The organism is Lysinibacillus sp. FJAT-14222 (assembly GCF_001278875.1).
Classification (GTDB): domain Bacteria; phylum Bacillota; class Bacilli; order Bacillales_A; family Planococcaceae; genus Lysinibacillus; species Lysinibacillus agricola.
The window spans coordinates 372736-389633 of sequence record NZ_LIYL01000010.1; the positions used below are offsets into that span (position 1 = coordinate 372736).

The following is a 16898-nucleotide window of genomic DNA, read 5'->3' on the forward strand; positions in this document are numbered from 1 at the left end:
CCGACATCGTGCCTCGGTAAAAACGCCACGTCCTGTGGCATTACCGAAATGACCAACATCGTGTTGGCCCTCGGTAAAAACGCCACGTCCTGTGGCATTACCGAAATGACCAACATCGTGTCGGCCCTCGTGCAGGCCTGGGCACAATTCAAAATCCGGACTCAATTACGCCGAGGCGAAATTGATACGATAAGGGGATGGTGTAATTGAATTTAGTTTCAAATGTTCGTCAACAAGCAGTAGAGCAACCGGATAAAATTGCGTATCATTTTATGGGGAAAGATACGACATACGGTGAGTTTGAACACACAGTTGGCCGTTTTGCAAAGGGGTTACAAGAATTAGGGGTAGAAAAAGGGGACCATGTGGCGTTTTTACTCGGCAATACACCACATTATTTAATTGCGTTATATGCAACAATGCGTTTAGGGGCAACGGCAATTCCTATTAATCCAATCTATACACCGGATGAAATTTCATATATCTTGCAAAACGGTGATGTAAAAGCTGTTATTGCACTTGATGCACTTCTTCCGTTAGTAGAAATGGGTGTACATGCTTTTCCTAAAGTAAAAACATTTGTTGTTTGTGAAACAACAGCAGACGTTGCTGAAAAAGTAACTGCTTTATCCGAAGAGGCAAAGGCAAAAATTCATTTATTTACACAAGTCATCGCTAGTGCATCGGACTCTGTCCAGCCAGTAGAAGTAGATGACGATGATAATGCAATTATTTTATACACTTCAGGAACAACAGGTACTCCAAAGGGTGCAATGCTGACTCATAGAAATATCTATTCAAATGCGCGAGATGTTGCAGATTATTTAGGCTATAAAGCAGATGATCGCATTGTTGCTACATTACCAGTTTTCCATGTATTTGCGTTAACTGTTGTCGTCAATGCACCTTTAGTGAGCGGAGCAACAGTTTTACTTGTACCACGTTTTAGTCCAACTGAAGTCTTTAAATTAGCGAAGGAACAAAAAGCAACGGTCTTCGCTGGTGTGCCAACTATGTATAACTTTTTGTATCAACTACCTGAAGGCAACCCTGAAGACTTCTCAACAATACGTTTAGCGATTTCAGGTGGCGCGTCTTTACCTGTAGCACTATTACATAATTTCGAGAAGAAATTTAATGTGCGTGTTTCAGAAGGTTATGGCTTATCAGAGGCTTCACCAGTAACGTGCTTTAATCCATTGGAGCGTGATCGTAAAGCAGGTTCTATTGGGACATCCATTTGTAATGTTGAAAATAAGGTAGTGGATGTTAATGGTCAAGAAGTGCCTGTTGGCGAAGTAGGGGAGCTAATTGTTCGAGGGCCTAACGTGATGAAGGGCTATTATAAATTACCTGAAGAAACAGCGATGGCTATACGTGATGGCTGGTTATATACAGGTGACTTAGCTAAAGTTGACGAAGAAGGATACTTTTTCATCGTTGACCGTAAAAAAGATATGATTATTGTAGGCGGATATAATGTATATCCAAGAGAGGTTGAAGAAGTACTCTTTGCTCATAATAATATCGTTGAAGCGGCAGTTGTAGGTTACCCAGATCCTAACTTAGGTGAGGCTGTTCATGCATATGTTGTCTTAAAAGACGAAGCGGCAACTTCAACAGACGACCTTCTCGCATACTGTGCAGAACATATGGTGAAATACAAGGTTCCTAAAGTAATTGAGATTCTGGATGAATTACCGAAAAATACGACAGGAAAAATTTTACGCCGTTCATTAAAAGAAAAAGTATAAGAAACAGAGCTACTATTGAAAAATAGTAGCTTTTTTTATCCTGCATAAACAATCAGATTTAAGAGAAGCAATAAATATAAGCGTAATTGATTAGGGGCAACAAATATATTTTCTGTGCGAAAGCGAGGTGCAAACGTTGTAGCAGGGTGTTAGTCACACAAACGTTTTCATAGAATGTGAGATGTTAGCTAATGTTCCTCTAGTGAGGGACGAAGAACACCCACTGATTAAAGTTTCACTTTAGACCAATATTACAGCAATGTAAAAAAGCATGACCACTTATTTAAATAAGTTGAGTGTATATGTCTGTAAGTGATAAAATCAAACTTGTGAAAACTACATACTTTTTAAAGGCTTGTCATATAGTGATGGAGTAGTAACACCACAGACTGTAAATAAGAATGGAACCCTTTGGTGTCTAGTTACGTCAAAGCTTTTAGAAAATTTAATCGAAAGAGAGCATACGGAAAATGATAGAACTCATCAAGGAGTTAATTAGTTTTATTATGCATATTGATGTGCATTTAGAGGAAATCATTCGTGATTTTGGTAATTGGAGTTATCTCGTTTTATTTGCAATTGTTTTTGTTGAAACAGGTGTCGTAATTTTCCCATTCTTGCCAGGTGATTCATTGCTTTTTGCAAGTGGTACATTAGCAGCAGCAATGGGCGCATTTAATATGTGGATATTAATTCCCGTGTTTTTAGCGGCTGCAATTTTAGGGGATACGATGAACTATCATATTGGTCATAAAGTAGGGACATCCATTCCACCAAAGAGCTTCCTTGGTAGAGTCGTTAAAAAAGAACGCATGGAAGCAGCAGAAAAGTTCTTTAATAAACACGGTGGAAAAACGATTGTCATCGCACGTTTTATGCCTTTCATCCGTACATTCATACCATTTATTGCAGGGGCTAGTAAAATGAAGTATGGCTACTTCATTATGTATAATGTTTTAGGTGCAGTTTTATGGGTATTCAGCTGTACATTACTAGGTTATTTCTTTGGTAATATTCCGATCATTAAAGATAACTTCTCAACGGTTCTTATATTAATTATCTTGATTTCAGTTGTACCAGCAGTTATTGGTGCTTTTAAATCAAAAGTAAGTAGAAAGTAAAAGGACGGTCCAAAAGTGATAAAAATCACTTAGGACTGTCCTTGTTTTTTTGCTCATCACCATAGCGGGGTGATCTCCGTTCCGATTGAGCGCTTTTCTAGGAGTGTCAGATGAGCGCTCCAGGGCCTCATCTATGACATTGATCCCTAACTTTTGGCAATGATTCATTTTTCACTATTCTATATATTGAATAAGACCTTGTGAATCTTCCAAATCTGTACTTCTTGGTATGTCGATAACTATGACATTTGAATAGGAATAGTTCATTGTATATGATTCAGGTTCTATCTCACGATTCATATCTAAAATACCTAATGTGGCTTTTATACGATAATAATTTACTTGTTGTTTAGAAAGAGATTCAATGAATAGCTGGTTCTGTGCCATGTATACGTTAGGTAAAGGTACTTTATCTGAAAGATCGATACCATTTATTATGAAAGGAAATTGATAATACGTAACAAGAGCTTTCCCTGCTTCAATATTGTCATTATAACGCTGTCGAATATTCAAGCTTAAATTATTGTTATCATTTATAACAACAGGCAATGTATCTCCATCAAAGTTAATTTCCCATGTTTTCTTTTTATAATCCTCAGTTAAATACGAAGAATCGTATTCTTGATCATACTTTTGGTTTTGATCTAACTTTTTCTCAATTTCTTTAATTTCAGAAGAAGAAAGTACTGGTATGTTTGATTCTGAAAAAAAGCTAATATAAAGAAAAGCAGTAAGACCAAGTACGATGTAACTAGTAATGCCAATCATAATACGCTTAGATGTCCAAATATTTTTAGTTTTTTCACCTAATTTATTTAGTATTAGAAAAACAGCAGCTACGAATAGAATAGGAATAAAAACTAATAATGTAGTCCCCATCATTTGCGAGACACCTCCGATTTATTAGCAATCCAAATAGTGAGGCTAAAGCACAGTGTAGCCACAAGCAAATAAAGAACACTAATCATAAGATTTGGTAACATCATTAGCGAACCAATGTTAATAGAATAGGGTGCCGAAAAAATGTATATAAAGCTAAACAGCATAAAAGTCGATAGAAATATTTTTATAACTACGGGCCCCTTGAAGCTGGTGCCAAATAGTAAGCCGATTGCGCCAAATAAACAGATGCTACTGAAACATAATATTAATATTGATGGAGAAATAAATAGATTGTCTATTACTAAAGAATTCTTTTCTGCTAATGAAATTCCTAATACTTGTAAATAGTAAGTCGAAATCATAATGATGACTGCAATAAAACTGTAAATAATCATAACTAATATATTTGCAATGGCACTAGATGTCCGACTAGAAATAACGGATAAATCATCAATACGATACGCTTTTGTTGTAAAGAGTAATGCTACAACAAATGCCCAAATTGCTGTAACAATAAGAAACGTATCGAGTGAGTAAATAGAGAACTGAACATTTAAATCTCCCCGCCCATGCCCAGAAGACCCACTCCCTGAGCTAGATGTTAAAATTCCAAAAATGATTTGTACAATAACTAAGGAGCTAAGGGCAGAAATATTTAATTTTGCTTTCCATTTCACCTGTTTTTTTACAATTGCTTTTAATGAAACATTAGTCAAAGATTGCATCAATATCACTTCCTTTTTTACTTGTTAAATACTTGCAGACTTCACTTGCGGTAAGGGATGATACCGTGATGCCCTTTGCTCGAAGTATTTCTTCTGAGACGAATAGTTGACTAGCATCTATTATTGCTGAGGTCACCCCTGCCATAATCTTTTGAGCGTATACTTCCGTCTTAGATAGCAGATCCGCAAGTGCCTCACTTGGCCCGCTAAGTGATAGGAGCTGTTCCTTAAATTCATCCAATGGCGCGTGGGCAATTACAGAGCCTTCATCTATTAATAAAATTTCTTCTAAAAAAGATTCCATCTCTTGTAAATGATGACTAGTAATTAAAATCGTTCGTGGAAAGGCTAAGTATTCCTTTAGAATCGCTCTGTAAAAATCTGTACGAATCGCTTCGTCCATGCCATTCATCGGTTCGTCTAAAATAGTTAGTGCACAGCGACTTACTAATCCGTAAACGAGGTTAAAGGTTGCCAATTGACCCTTAGATAGTTGCTGATGCTTTGCAGTAAGATCTAGACCTGCATAATCGAGCATACGATAGGCTAACTCACTCTGCCAATTAGGATAAAAATCAGCACCCATCTTTAGAATATCTTCGAGCGACAAGTAATCAGAGAAGCTTAAATGATCATCGATAAAAATCATATTGGCAGCTGTTTGAATATTATTAAAGGGATTTTCATTAAACACTTTACATGAACCACTTGTAGGCTTTATATAGCCTGCAAAAATATTAAGTAATGTCGACTTACCAGCACCATTGCGACCAATAATACCGATAATTTTCTCTGCATCAATAGCGCAGGTTACGCGCTGTAGTGCATGACGACGTCCAAAGTTTTTAGATAACTCCTCACATTGAATAATATTCATTCCAATCCCTCCTGTGTTTTTCGAATAAGCACTAGCAATTCTTCATCAGATACAAGTAAACGTTTTGCCTCTAATACGATCTCTTGTGCCATTTTCGTCAATATTTCGTTTCGACGTTTCATTAAAATGCGCTCTTTTGCATCCGTAGCGACAAACATACCTAACCCCCGTTTTTTATATAAAAGTTGCTCTTCCAGTAAAATTGTCAGTCCTTTACCAGCTGTAGCAGGATTTATATTGAATAATTCAGCTAGCTGGTATTGTGAATAGACCTTCTCGTCCGCCTGTAATCGATCGGCGATGATTTCATGCTGTAGCCATTCGGCAATTTGAATATAAATCGGTGTTGTACTATCTAAATGAACGTGCATCGAAAAACCCCCTTTCATTCCCGTGTAACATAGTGCATTAGTGTTGTAATGTACTATAAATTATATTTTGGTAAATGTCTATATAAAATGGGGTTTTATTATAAATTGCATTAAGGAAGTATTTGAGAAGGATTGAGCGAAATATTGAAAAAAGAATAAATAATTTCAGGTGTGTTGGGATGTCATTTTGTTAAAACGTATGTCATGAGGATAAGTTGATTGGAGTGGAAACTGGGCGACTCCTTGAGGATCAGCGTCACAAATGAGATCCTGGAGCGAGCAAATAGAGGAACGAAGGCTAAGAGCATCACGTCCTGTGATAACGCCTTCGTGACCAACATCCTGCTTTTGCTGTCGCTTCACTTTCGCACAGACAAAATCCTGTTGCTGTCGCTACGCTTTCGCACAGACAAACCCCTGTTGCTGTCGCTACGCTTTCGCACAGACAAACCCCTGTTGCTGACGCTACGCTTTCGCACAGACAAAACCATGTTGCTGACGCTACGCTTTCGCGCAAAAAACATCTGTTGCCCCAAGCGGCTCATCGGACGCCCTCAGGAAAGCGCCCAGTCGGAACGGAAATCAACCCCACGTTATGATGATGAGCCATTTTCTTGTAAAGGATGTTAGTTAATGTAAGGAGACTTTTAGACAATTACTTGAATGATAAGCAGATAGTAATGAAAAATGCTATAATATTAATTACTAGAATATGGAGAAATGGGGGGCAACGAAATGGAAGTATTTATCGGCAGACAGCCTATTTTTAACCTTCATGAACAAATCGTTGCATATGAATTATTATATCGTAGCAAAAACGTCAACGCTTTTCCGATGGTCGATTCAGATGCTGCAACAATTGATGTACTAGTAAACTCATTTCTTTCAATTGGTATTGAAGAAGTAACAAAAGGCAAGCCTGGTTTTGTTAATTTTACTGAAAACTTGCTTATGAGTCAGATAAATGAATACTTAAGTCCATCGCAAGTTGTTATTGAGATTTTAGAGGACGTTCCTCTTACCCCGCAGTTACTGGAGAGGGTCATTGAATTGAAATCATATGGGTTTAAAATTGCATTAGATGATTTTGTTTTGGATGATGAAGTACAAATTTATGATGAGTTATTTGCCCATATTGATTTTATAAAAGTTGATTTTTTATCGTCACCATTACTTGAGCGAATGGAAATTGAAAATAAAGTGAAAGAAAATTTCCCTCACATAAAATTGCTCGCTGAAAAGGTCGAGACACGTAATCAATTTGAAGTGGCAAAGCATTCTGGCTATGAATTATTTCAAGGCTATTTTTTTGAACAGCCTCAAATAATTACTGCAACTGATATACCAGCTAATACTATTCAATATTTATATATTATTACGCTATTAAAAGAAGAGGAGCCTAATATACAGTTATTAGCTGAAAATATTGAGCGTGATATTTCATTGACGTATAAATTATTGCAAATGGTTAATAATTCGGAGATGCGATCTAAATCCAAGGTTCGTTCGATAAAACAAGCGATTGTATTACTCGGCGTATCAAATTTACGAAAGTGGATTTATTTATTAGCGATGCGAGAAATTGATATGAATGCTGATAATGATCTTTTTAAAGAAGTCATGCGTACATCTTTATTTAGAGCAAAAGTCTGTGAAAAATTGGCCAAGCTCTCCTATAAGAAAAACTTCTCTGAATATTTTTTAGTGGGGATGTTCTCATTGATAGACACTATGTTGCAAAGACCGATGGATGTTATTTTACAGCAGCTACCTTTTTCAGAAGACATAACGGAAACGATTTTAGGTAATCAAACTGAAATGACACCTTATCTTGAATTCAGTATTGCGTTAGGTAAATTAGATTGGTCTACCTTAGAAGAATTAGCTCCTCAACTCAATATTGATTTAACAAATATTGATCTTTTATACCAAGAAGCAATGGAGTGGGCAGAAAAGTCTTTATAAAAACAAGGACCAATACTAAAATCTGCTCTTGATATAAAAGTATGTTGTAGGGAGGCTGCTCAGGCCACACCTTCGGAAAGTGTTCTCCTACAGTGGTATTTGCAGTCAAATACATAAGAGCCACAAAATCAGAAATAAGTTATCTTAAAATTACTCTTTAAGGTAGCTTATTTTTGTGTTTTAAAATAATTGGCTCATCATCAAAAGTTTAGGATAACATTTGTTAAAACGTATACCATATAGAAAAGTTGATCTTCGTTCCGACTGGGCGATAAGCGAAGCGTCAGCGGCAATGTTTTATCTGTGCGAAAGCGAAGCGACAGCAACAATTGTTTTATCTGTGCGAAAGCGAAGCGACAGCAACAACAAATGTTTTCNAAAGCGCCCAAACGGAAATCAACCCCACGTTATGGTGATGAGCCAAATTAATTGTCATAAGTGTAATACAAATTATAAAAATACATGTTTCCTTCATCTAGATGAAGTTCTCAATGCGAAGACTATTTGCTATAATCATCTCGTCTAAAAAAATTCTGATAGTTGAAGTGGGCGTGGGGGAAATGAATCGAATTCATGATGTAAGGGAAAGCATTGTGGAATATGTGTACGTCATTGCTGGAGCGGCAATCATTGCCATTGGCTTCAATATATTTTTACTGCCAAATCAAGTAGCTTCAGGCGGTGTTAGCGGGATTAGTACAATTTTACACGGTATATTTGGTTGGAATCCTGGTTTTGTACAGTATGCATTTAATATTCCATTATTTACAGCAGGTGTATTATTACTTGGGAAAAAATTTGGGATAAAATCGTTTATTGGAACAGTGACATTACCGTTTATTGTATTGCTAACGAATAGTTGGGAGCCTTGGACAGATAATCCTTTACTAGGTGCACTTTTTGGGGGAATTGTTGTCGGTTTAGGAATAGGACTTGTCTTTAAGGGGAATGCTTCTACTGGTGGCACTGATTTACTAGCGCAAATTATTACAAAGTATACCGGAATATCGCTTGGTACAAGTGTACTTTTAATTGATGGAATTATCGCAATTAGTGCAGCAATTGTTTTTGACTTAGAGAAAGGCTTGTACGCACTGATTGGCCTTTATGTCACTACAAAAACGATTGATATTATTCAACTCGGCTTTAGTCAATCTAAAATGGTCTATATTATTACGATGAAACAAGATGAGGTACGCGATGCCATTTATGCCGAGATTGATCGAGGAGTGACAAAGTTGCCTGCAATCGGTGGCTATACAGGGGAAGCACGACCAGTACTGATGGTTGTTGTTTACCAGACAGAGTTCACAAAGCTGAAACAACTCATTAAAAGCGTTGACCCATCAGCGTTTGTTATCGTTTCTGATGCTTATGAGGTGTTAGGAGAAGGTTTCAAACGTGCATAAATTTGGTATAATGTCGGGGAAAGATATTATTTACTTTGAGGAGGGGCCCTAATGAAAAAGGCAATGTTAACATTAGCGATTGGTTCAGCAATCTTCTTAGCTGCTTGTGGCGGAGGAAAAACGACAACAACTGAAAGTGCAAAAACTACTGCTCCAGATGGCGAAACAATTGCTATGAAATCTTGTATTACTTGCCATGGCGGTGAGCTACAAGGTTCGGGAAATGCACCGAAAATTAGCGATGCAGGCTCTCGTTTTACAGAAAAAGAAATTTTAGATGTTATTGAAAATGGTAAAGGTACAATGCCTCCTGGTATTGTTAAAGGTGCGGATGCAGAAGCAGTTGCTAAATGGTTAGCTACTCAAAAATAAAGCAATATTGAAACTAGCGGATTGGAGACCGCTAGTTTTTTATGTTTGGCGGAATTTTTTAGTCAGGTAGACAGAGCGTAAATACATTTCTTTTATACATAGACATGCTAAAATAAAGTGAAACTGCAATCAGTATGCTGATTGCTAGTTAAATCAATTGGGCGTTTCCAGACAGTTAATAGCCACGATGGGTGGTTTTTAACTGTCTGTTAACAGGATTAAACATATTCAATTCCTTTTGAATGGAGGCTACTAACATTGGTCGTAGTATTAACAAGAGACGTAATGGAGAAATTTAAGTTAGAACTATTAGCTGGTGAGGAAGGAATAGGAAGAACGATTGTTACTAGTGATATTTCAAGACCAGGGCTTGAAATGGCGGGATATTTTACGCATTATCCTGCAAATCGAGTACAATTGCTTGGGAAAACAGAACTTTCTTTTTTTGAAATGCTACCTGCAGATGTGAAACTAGAGCGCATGCGTTTACTGTGTTCGCAGGATACGCCAGCTATTATTATTTCTCGTGATTTAGAGGTACCTAAGGAGCTTATACAAGCGTCCAATGAAAAACATGTACCTGTATTTAAAACACATATGACAACAACGAAATTTTCAAGCAGGCTAACAAACTATTTAGAGGGTCGCTTAGCACCGATGACTGCTGCTCACGGCGTTTTAGTCGATGTGTATGGCATCGGTATACTAATTATCGGAAAAAGTGGTGTAGGGAAAAGTGAAACAGCACTTGAGCTTGTCAAGAAGGGACACCGTTTAGTAGCTGATGATTGTGTGGAAATTCGTCAGGAATCAGAGAATTTTTTAATTGGTAGTCCGCCACCTCTTCTAGAACATTTACTCGAAATTCGAGGCATTGGAATCATCGATATTATGACGCTCTTTGGAGCAAGCGCGGTGCGGCCGTATAAACGTATCACGTTAATTATCGAATTGGAAATATGGGATCCAGAGAAAGTATATGATCGTTTAGGTCTAGAAGAAGAGAAAATGAAAATTATTGATTCGGAATTAACCAAGTTAACAATCCCTGTAAGACCTGGACGAAATGTATCTGTTATTATTGAAGTAGCTGCAATGAATTATCGTTTGAAAAAAATGGGTGTTAATGCAGCGGAGGAATTTTCTAGACGATTAGATGAGGTAATTTCTTCAACAGATGAATTAGATGATTAATGGTTTATTAATAGGATAAAATGACCTATGTAATAGAAGAATAATGAGAGGAGCATATGATGGACTTATTACTATTAGAAATTAATCCGATTGCTTTCCATTTAGGACCTATCCCTGTTCGTTGGTATGGGTTGCTAATCGTATCGGGTATTATTTTAGCTTATATTGTAGGACAAAGAGAGGCTGTAAAGCGAGGCTTACCGGAGGATTTTCTTGCGGATTTATTACTATGGGCTGTACCGATCTCCATAATATGCGCACGTATTTACTATGTAACGATGCGTTGGGATTATTATAGTGAAAACCCAGGGAAGATTATTGAAATTTGGAATGGTGGTATCGCTATTCATGGTGCACTTATTGGTGCGTTTTTGACAGCTTACATATTCACACGTAAAAAAAATATAAGCTTTTTACGTGTAGCGGATATTGCGGCACCGAGTATTTTAATTGGTCAAATAATTGGTCGATGGGGAAATTTTATGAACCAAGAGGCTTATGGTGGTCCAGTATCACGTGGATTTTTGGAAAATCTGATGTTACCTGATTGGATTATTAATCAAATGTATATTGAGGAATTAGGAACATACGTACATCCTACTTTTTTATATGAATCCATCTGGAACTTCATTGGGCTAATTATTTTATTAGTATTACGCAAAGTAAATGTAAATCGTGGGGAAATATTCTTCGGCTATTTAATTTGGTATTCAATTGGTCGCTTTTATATAGAAGGTATGCGTACAGATAGCCTGTATTTAGTAGGGGATTTACGCTCAGCTCAAGTTGTTTCAATAGTTGGTATTGTAGTTGGTCTTGGTGCGATTATTTATCGACGTATAAAAGTAAAACCTACAGTAAAGTATTTAGATAATAAATAAGGGGTGCAAAGCATGGCTGTAAAGGCATTATTATTTGATTTTGATGGTACATTACTCAATACAAATGATTTAATCATTCAAACATTTATGCATGTTTTAAACGAGCGATTTCCCGGGCAATATTCGCCAAAAGATTGCCTAAAATTCCTTGGGCCATCCTTAAAACAGACAATGAGTGACATTGCTCCTGGTGAAGAGGATGCAATGATTGCTAAATATCGTGAATATAATGAATTACATCACGATGAGCTTGTCACGCAATATCCTGATGTTGTATCAACTTTAGAGCAATTAAAGGCTATGGGTATCAAATTAGCGATTGTGTCTACGAAGCGTAATGGGATGATTGACCGTGGTCTATCTGTACTAGGTGCATGCCATCTATTTGATGTCCGTATTGGTACGGATGATGTAAAAAATGTAAAGCCTGATCCAGAGCCAGTTGTGCTTGCCCTTGAACGCCTTGGTGTAAACAAGGAAGAGGCCATTATGATTGGCGACAATTCTCACGATATTGAGGCAGGGCACAACGCTGGAGTTAGAGCGGCTGGTGTCGCATGGGCTTTTAAAGGTGAGGAATACTTACAGCAATTCAAGCCGGAATATATGTTGCATCATATGACGGATTTATTTGAAATTGTGAAGGTGGGGTAAGTAAATGGCACGTAAAACAGAACGCTACCGTGTCGAAGGAGCAAACTCGCTTTGGAATATTTATGATACGGTGTCCTTTTGGAAGGTGATGAAGTGTTTCGTTGTCATTCAAATTGGACGCTTCACACCTTTTTTACGTGTGAAAAACTGGTTGTATCGAACTTTATTGAAAATGGAAATTGGTGAGCAAACTTCATTAGCTTTAATGGTCATGCCGGATACAATGTTTCCAGAACGTATTCACATCGGTGACAATACCGTTATAGGCTTTAGTACGACTATTTTGGCGCACGAATATCTAATAGAGGAATATCGTCTGGGAGATGTTCATATTGGTAACGAAGTGATGGTTGGTGCCAATTCAACGATACTACCAGGTGTTACGATAGGTGACGGTGCGATTGTGTCAGCTGCAACCCTTGTACATAAGGATGTGCCAGCTGGCTGTCTTGCAGGCGGTAATCCTATGCAAATTATTTATACGGCTGAACAAATGGCGGAGCGCAAACGCAATGAAGTAGTGGAATGGTGCACGCCAAAAAAATAATAATATCGACACTGTGCAAGCTTTGCTATGCACAGTGTTTTGTTGTTGAAGAACTATTGTAACAATGAAATTAATAAAAAGAACACTGTACACAGTAATGCTTGCACAGTGTCATAGTATTGAAAAACAAAATGGTCAATGTTGTAGAGTCTTAAATGAGGGTGATTTCCGTTCCAGGCTACTCGCTTTGTTGCTGACGCTTCGCTTTCGCACAGAGCAAAGCTTCCTGTGGGCGAGCGTCGAGCCGCTTCCTCCGCTAAAGGAACGAAGGCTAAATGCGTCACGTCCTGTGACAATGCCTTCGTGACCAACATCATGTTGGCCTCAGGGTCTCGCCTGTCTCGCTTTCCCACGGGAGTCGAGTAGCCTTCCACTTCAATCAATGATAGTGTAGAACTTTTATAAATTTTCATTCATTTCAAAAGTGTACGTTATGACAGTTCACCAGAATAGACTTACAACAGTGACGCGATTGTACCTGTTGTTACTGCTACTATATTTTCGCTATAAAAGCATCTGTTGCTAAAAGTTTTGTTTTATCACTATAGAATTAGAGCTATATGCCAGAAGATATATGCTAAGTGAAGTGGTTGATTGGAGTGGAGGCTGGGCGACTCCTTGGGGATCAGCGCTAGGGGAACAAAGGCTAAGAGCATCACATCCTGTGATAACGCCTTCGTGACCAACGTCGTGTTGGCCCGAGACCCTGGAGCGAGCAACGCGAGTGAAGCGGCTCATCGGACGCCCCCAGGAAAGCGCCCAGTCGGAACGGAAATCCTCGTTTTGCCGGAGAGTCATACTTTATTCAATATCCCATAAAGGTTCACTGTTTAGGAGAGAAAAGCTTACTATGCTGAATAAAGTTTCAATTTATTTATTTTCGAGTATAATTAACAGAATAATCAGTGTTCAAATTGTTCAATAATTCAGAGGAATTTGCATTGACTGAAGGGGATAAATAAGTTAGAATTCTTTCATAATCTAATTCTCTAGCACTCTAGTGAGTTAAAGTGAAACGTAAGGAAGTGTCAAAATGTCGTCGATTAAAATGTTTGAAAAACCACTAGGAATGCGCGATACATTTCCACAAATATTTGAAAAGGTAGAGGCTGTAAGAAATACTGGGCGAGACTTTTTATGTAGGAGAGGCTATGAATTTATCAAGACACCTGCAGTAGAGTACTTTGATACAGTCGGTAAAGCATCAGCAATTGCCGATGCGCATTTATTTAAGTTAGTAGATAGCCAGGGAAACACGTTAGTATTACGACCTGATATGACAACACCGATTGCTCGTGTGGCAACATCAAAGTTATTAAAAGAGATGATTCCGATACGCCTTGCTTATTTTGCTAGCGTCTTTCGCGCACAAGAAGCAGAAGGTGGACGCCCAGCAGAATTTGATCAAATGGGGATCGAGTTAATTGGTGACAATTCTGTGTTTGCTGATGCTGAGGTTATTGTTACGGCAATGGAGTTATTAAAGCAATTTGGATTAGCGAAATTTAAAGTGACGATCGGCCATGCGGGTATATTAAATTGCATTTTACAAGATTATACAGAAAGCATTGAACAACAAGATATACTTCGGACACTTCTTGTGCAACGCAATTATGTAGGATTTGAAGAAGCGGTGGAATCATTTGATTTACCTAAAACAAAATCTGATGCATTGCTTCAGTTTATTGAAGAAGCTATGAATTTAAAAGAAATTCAAGATATTGAAAAATATGTGCGGAAAAATGACGCATTAGAATATATGCAGCAGCTCGCTAAACTACTTGAAATTGCAGGCTTAGCGGATTATGTGGCCTTTGATTTTACACTTTCTAGTCATATGAGCTATTACACAGGCATGTTATTTGAAGTGTTTGCAACAGGCAGTGGCTTCCCATTAGGAAACGGGGGGCGCTATGATGGATTGCTTGAGGTGTTTGGCTCAAAAGTAGGTGCTACAGGATTTAGTATTCGCGTTGATCGCCTATTAGAAACGCTTGATGGGCAATCTGATGTGCGACAAAAAGCTACAGTCGTGCTGTTTGAGGAAGAACAATTTGAAGCTGCTCTAACAAAGGTACAGACGTTACGAGCTTCTGGTAAACAGGCTACCCTACAGTTAAGAAGTAGCCTTGTCGATGAAGAAGCTTTTATAGCACACTATACAGAAGTAGTAGTTGTTGGACAGGAGGACGTTGACGGTGAATGAATTAACGATTGCTATGCCGAAGGGACGCATTTTTGACGAGGCATACCAGATGCTTTTAGAAGCTGGCTTTAATTTACCAGAAGAAGTCGAAATGTCCCGTAAATTAATGCTTGAAATTCCAGAAGAAAAAATTCGTTTTATATTAGCAAAGCCAATGGATGTTCCTGTTTATGTTGAGCACGGTGTAGCGGATATTGGTATTGCTGGAAAAGATGTTTTATTAGAACAGCAACGACAAGTGCATGAATTACTGGATTTAAAAATAAGTACATGTTATATCGCATCAGCAGGTTTACCTAATACGACGATGAATGAAATTGCACCAAGAATAGCGACAAAATATCCTAATATTGCAATGAAATATTATAAGGGTATTGGCGAGCAAGTTGAAATTATTGAGCTAAATGGATCGATTGAGCTGGCGCCTATGATTGGCTTAGCAGATCGAATTGTCGATATTGTTTCAACAGGCCGGACGCTGAAAGAAAATGGCTTAGTGGAGTATGAATTTATTACAGACGTATCATCACGATTAATTGCCAACCCAGTAAGCTATCGCATGAAGAGTGACCGTATTATCGACCTTGTGAAACGTTTAAAAAAATGTGTTAAATAAAAATGTCTACGAAGGGGCACATTCCTAGATTTAAAGGAGATTAATCCTATGAAAATAACAAAGCTAGCAAAAGGTATTTCCTTAAAACGTCCACTTGAAGGTGGAAATGAAGAACAGTTAAAGGTTGTACGACAAGTATTAGCAGATGTTCGTGCACAAGGTGACACAGCCATACGTTTTTATACAGAAAAATGGGATGGCTTTGCACCTGATCATTTACGCGTAACGAAGGAAGAAATAGCAGAGGGCGTAAATTCTATTGAACAACAGCTTTATGCAGATTTAACAGAAGCTGCCCAAAACATTCGCGTTTATCATGAGCAGCAGAAGCGTTCAGGCTATCGCTTAGAGCTAGCAGATGGGTCGTGGCTTGGGCAACGAATTACTGCTCTTGATGCTGTAGGACTTTATGTTCCTGGCGGTACAGCAGCGTACCCATCGTCAGTCTTGATGAACGTTATTCCTGCACAAGTTGCTGGTGTCAAACGCATTGTCATTACATCTCCTGCAGGTCGCGATGGCAAATTACCTCCAGGTGTACTTGCAGCAGCGTATATTTTAGGAGTAGAGGAAATATATAAAATCGGTGGAGCACAGGCGATTGCGGCTCTTGCATATGGCACAAAAACAATTTCTCCAGTTGATAAAATTACAGGTCCAGGAAATATTTTTGTAGCATTAGCAAAACGTGAGGTATTTGGTGAAGTAGCGATTGATATGATTGCAGGTCCAAGTGAAATTGCCGTTTTAGCAGACGACACAGCATTTGCTGATGAAATCGCGGCTGATCTTTTATCACAGGCTGAGCATGATAAATTGGCTTGTGCCATTTTAGTGACGACTTCTGAGCATTTAGCTAAAAAAGTAGCTGATGAAGTGGAGAAGCAATTAACCACTTTACCGCGTGAAGATGTGGCACGTGCATCGATTGAAAACTTTGGTGCCATTTATGTGGCTGAAACGATGGCAGATGCTATAGATGCCATTAATTCGCTTGCACCTGAGCACTTAGAAATTGTGACAAAAAATGCTGAGGCTGTAGCTGAACAAGTACGACATGCAGGTGGTATTTTCATCGGTCGTTATAGCTCTGAACCAGTTGGTGATTACTTTGCAGGGACAAATCATGTGCTACCAACGAATAGCACTGCACGCTTTGCAAGTGGCTTAAACGTGGATGATTTTGTGAAAAAATCGAGCATCGTCTTTTATAGTGAAAAAACTTGGGCAGAAAATGCACCGAAAATTGCACGTCTAGCACGTATGGAAGGCTTAGAGGGCCATGCGCGTGCAGTCGAATCTCGTGGATGGGAAAAGGAGTAGC

19 protein-coding genes are annotated in these 16898 nt (G+C 38.3%); 13 read left to right on the top strand and 6 right to left on the bottom strand.

From position 1 onward, the window contains the following. From AN161_RS30310 to AN161_RS05675, 3 genes are all read left to right on the top strand, one after another. Nucleotides 1–210 (top strand): hypothetical protein (locus tag AN161_RS30310; protein WP_206743140.1); only part of this gene is annotated, 210 nt, incomplete at its 5' end. Beyond that, entirely contained in the window at nt 207–1754 is a 1548-nt protein-coding gene (locus tag AN161_RS05670) for a fatty acid--CoA ligase family protein (protein WP_053593384.1), read from the top strand. The genes AN161_RS30310 and AN161_RS05670, both read left to right, overlap by 4 nt. A 473-nt stretch (nt 1755–2227) precedes the next feature. Continuing rightward, on the top strand, nt 2228–2875 hold the full coding sequence (locus AN161_RS05675) for a VTT domain-containing protein (protein ID WP_241774510.1): 648 nt from the start codon (nt 2228–2230) through the stop codon (nt 2873–2875). A 174-nt stretch (nt 2876–3049) separates the two neighbouring features. Here the strand turns inward: AN161_RS05675 and AN161_RS05680 are convergent, their stop codons facing one another. The 5 genes from AN161_RS05680 to AN161_RS28600 form a co-directional block, all read right to left on the bottom strand. Beyond that, nucleotides 3050–3757: a hypothetical protein gene (locus AN161_RS05680; RefSeq protein WP_053593386.1), complete on the bottom strand. Its 708-nt coding sequence runs from the start codon at nt 3755–3757 to the stop codon at nt 3050–3052. Further along, entirely contained in the window at nt 3754–4482 is a 729-nt protein-coding gene (locus AN161_RS05685; protein ID WP_053593387.1) for a hypothetical protein, read from the bottom strand. The genes AN161_RS05680 and AN161_RS05685 overlap by 4 nt, the downstream gene beginning before the upstream one ends. Further along, a complete protein-coding gene (locus AN161_RS05690; protein ID WP_053593388.1) occupies nt 4466–5359 on the bottom strand; it encodes an ABC transporter ATP-binding protein in 894 nt (297 codons plus the stop codon). The genes AN161_RS05685 and AN161_RS05690 overlap by 17 nt, the downstream gene beginning before the upstream one ends. Then, a complete protein-coding gene (locus AN161_RS05695; protein WP_053593389.1) occupies nt 5356–5730 on the bottom strand; it encodes a GntR family transcriptional regulator in 375 nt (124 codons plus the stop codon). Before AN161_RS05695 ends, AN161_RS05690 begins: the two co-directional genes overlap by 4 nt. A 307-nt stretch (nt 5731–6037) precedes the next feature. Further along, nucleotides 6038–6247: a hypothetical protein gene (locus AN161_RS28600; RefSeq protein ID WP_143114626.1), complete on the bottom strand. Its 210-nt coding sequence runs from the start codon at nt 6245–6247 to the stop codon at nt 6038–6040. 218 nt (nt 6248–6465) lie between these two features. Between AN161_RS28600 and AN161_RS05700 the strand changes: the two genes are divergently transcribed. The 7 genes from AN161_RS05700 to AN161_RS05730 all read left to right on the top strand — a co-directional run bounded on the left by AN161_RS05700 (nt 6466) and on the right by AN161_RS05730 (nt 12752). Then, nucleotides 6466–7695 (top strand): HDOD domain-containing protein, encoded by a 1230-nt coding sequence (locus AN161_RS05700; RefSeq protein WP_053593390.1) that lies wholly within the window; start codon nt 6466–6468, stop codon nt 7693–7695. Nucleotides 7696–8255: 560 nt separating this feature from the next. Further along, complete coding sequence (locus tag AN161_RS05705; RefSeq protein ID WP_053593391.1) at nt 8256–9104, top strand: YitT family protein; 849 nt, start codon at nt 8256–8258, stop codon at nt 9102–9104. A 51-nt stretch (nt 9105–9155) separates the two neighbouring features. Further along, entirely contained in the window at nt 9156–9476 is a 321-nt protein-coding gene (gene cccB, locus AN161_RS05710) for a cytochrome c551 (RefSeq protein ID WP_053593392.1), read from the top strand. 258 nt (nt 9477–9734) lie between these two features. Beyond that, entirely contained in the window at nt 9735–10670 is a 936-nt protein-coding gene (gene hprK, locus AN161_RS05715) for an HPr(Ser) kinase/phosphatase (RefSeq protein WP_053593393.1), read from the top strand. Between the two features lie 59 nt (nt 10671–10729). Beyond that, nucleotides 10730–11551, top strand: coding sequence for a prolipoprotein diacylglyceryl transferase (gene lgt / locus AN161_RS05720; RefSeq protein WP_053593394.1), 822 nt, complete (start codon nt 10730–10732; stop codon nt 11549–11551). 12 nt (nt 11552–11563) lie between these two features. After that, the gene (ppaX, locus tag AN161_RS05725) at nt 11564–12205 is read left to right on the top strand and encodes a pyrophosphatase PpaX (protein ID WP_053593395.1); all 642 of its coding nucleotides are present in this window, start codon (nt 11564–11566) and stop codon (nt 12203–12205) included. Between the two features lie 4 nt (nt 12206–12209). After that, the gene (locus AN161_RS05730) at nt 12210–12752 is read left to right on the top strand and encodes an acyltransferase (protein ID WP_053593396.1); all 543 of its coding nucleotides are present in this window, start codon (nt 12210–12212) and stop codon (nt 12750–12752) included. Nucleotides 12753–12805: 53 nt separating this feature from the next. On the opposite strand, the gene AN161_RS28610 is transcribed toward AN161_RS05730, so the two are convergent. Then, entirely contained in the window at nt 12806–13069 is a 264-nt protein-coding gene (locus tag AN161_RS28610) for a hypothetical protein (protein WP_143114630.1), read from the bottom strand. A 716-nt stretch (nt 13070–13785) separates the two neighbouring features. On the opposite strand from AN161_RS28610, the gene AN161_RS05735 reads away from it, so the two are divergent. From AN161_RS05735 to hisD, 3 genes are read left to right on the top strand one after another with little or no spacing between them, the layout of a single operon-like run. Next, nucleotides 13786–14958, top strand: a complete 1173-nt coding sequence (locus tag AN161_RS05735; protein ID WP_053593397.1) for an ATP phosphoribosyltransferase regulatory subunit — start codon at nt 13786–13788, stop codon at nt 14956–14958. Continuing rightward, nucleotides 14951–15574: an ATP phosphoribosyltransferase gene (hisG, locus tag AN161_RS05740; protein WP_053593398.1), complete on the top strand. Its 624-nt coding sequence runs from the start codon at nt 14951–14953 to the stop codon at nt 15572–15574. The genes AN161_RS05735 and hisG overlap by 8 nt, the downstream gene beginning before the upstream one ends. A gap of 48 nt (nt 15575–15622) precedes the next feature. Next, the gene (gene hisD, locus AN161_RS05745; protein WP_053593399.1) at nt 15623–16897 is read left to right on the top strand and encodes a histidinol dehydrogenase; all 1275 of its coding nucleotides are present in this window, start codon (nt 15623–15625) and stop codon (nt 16895–16897) included. Nucleotide 16898 lies beyond the last annotated feature (1 nt).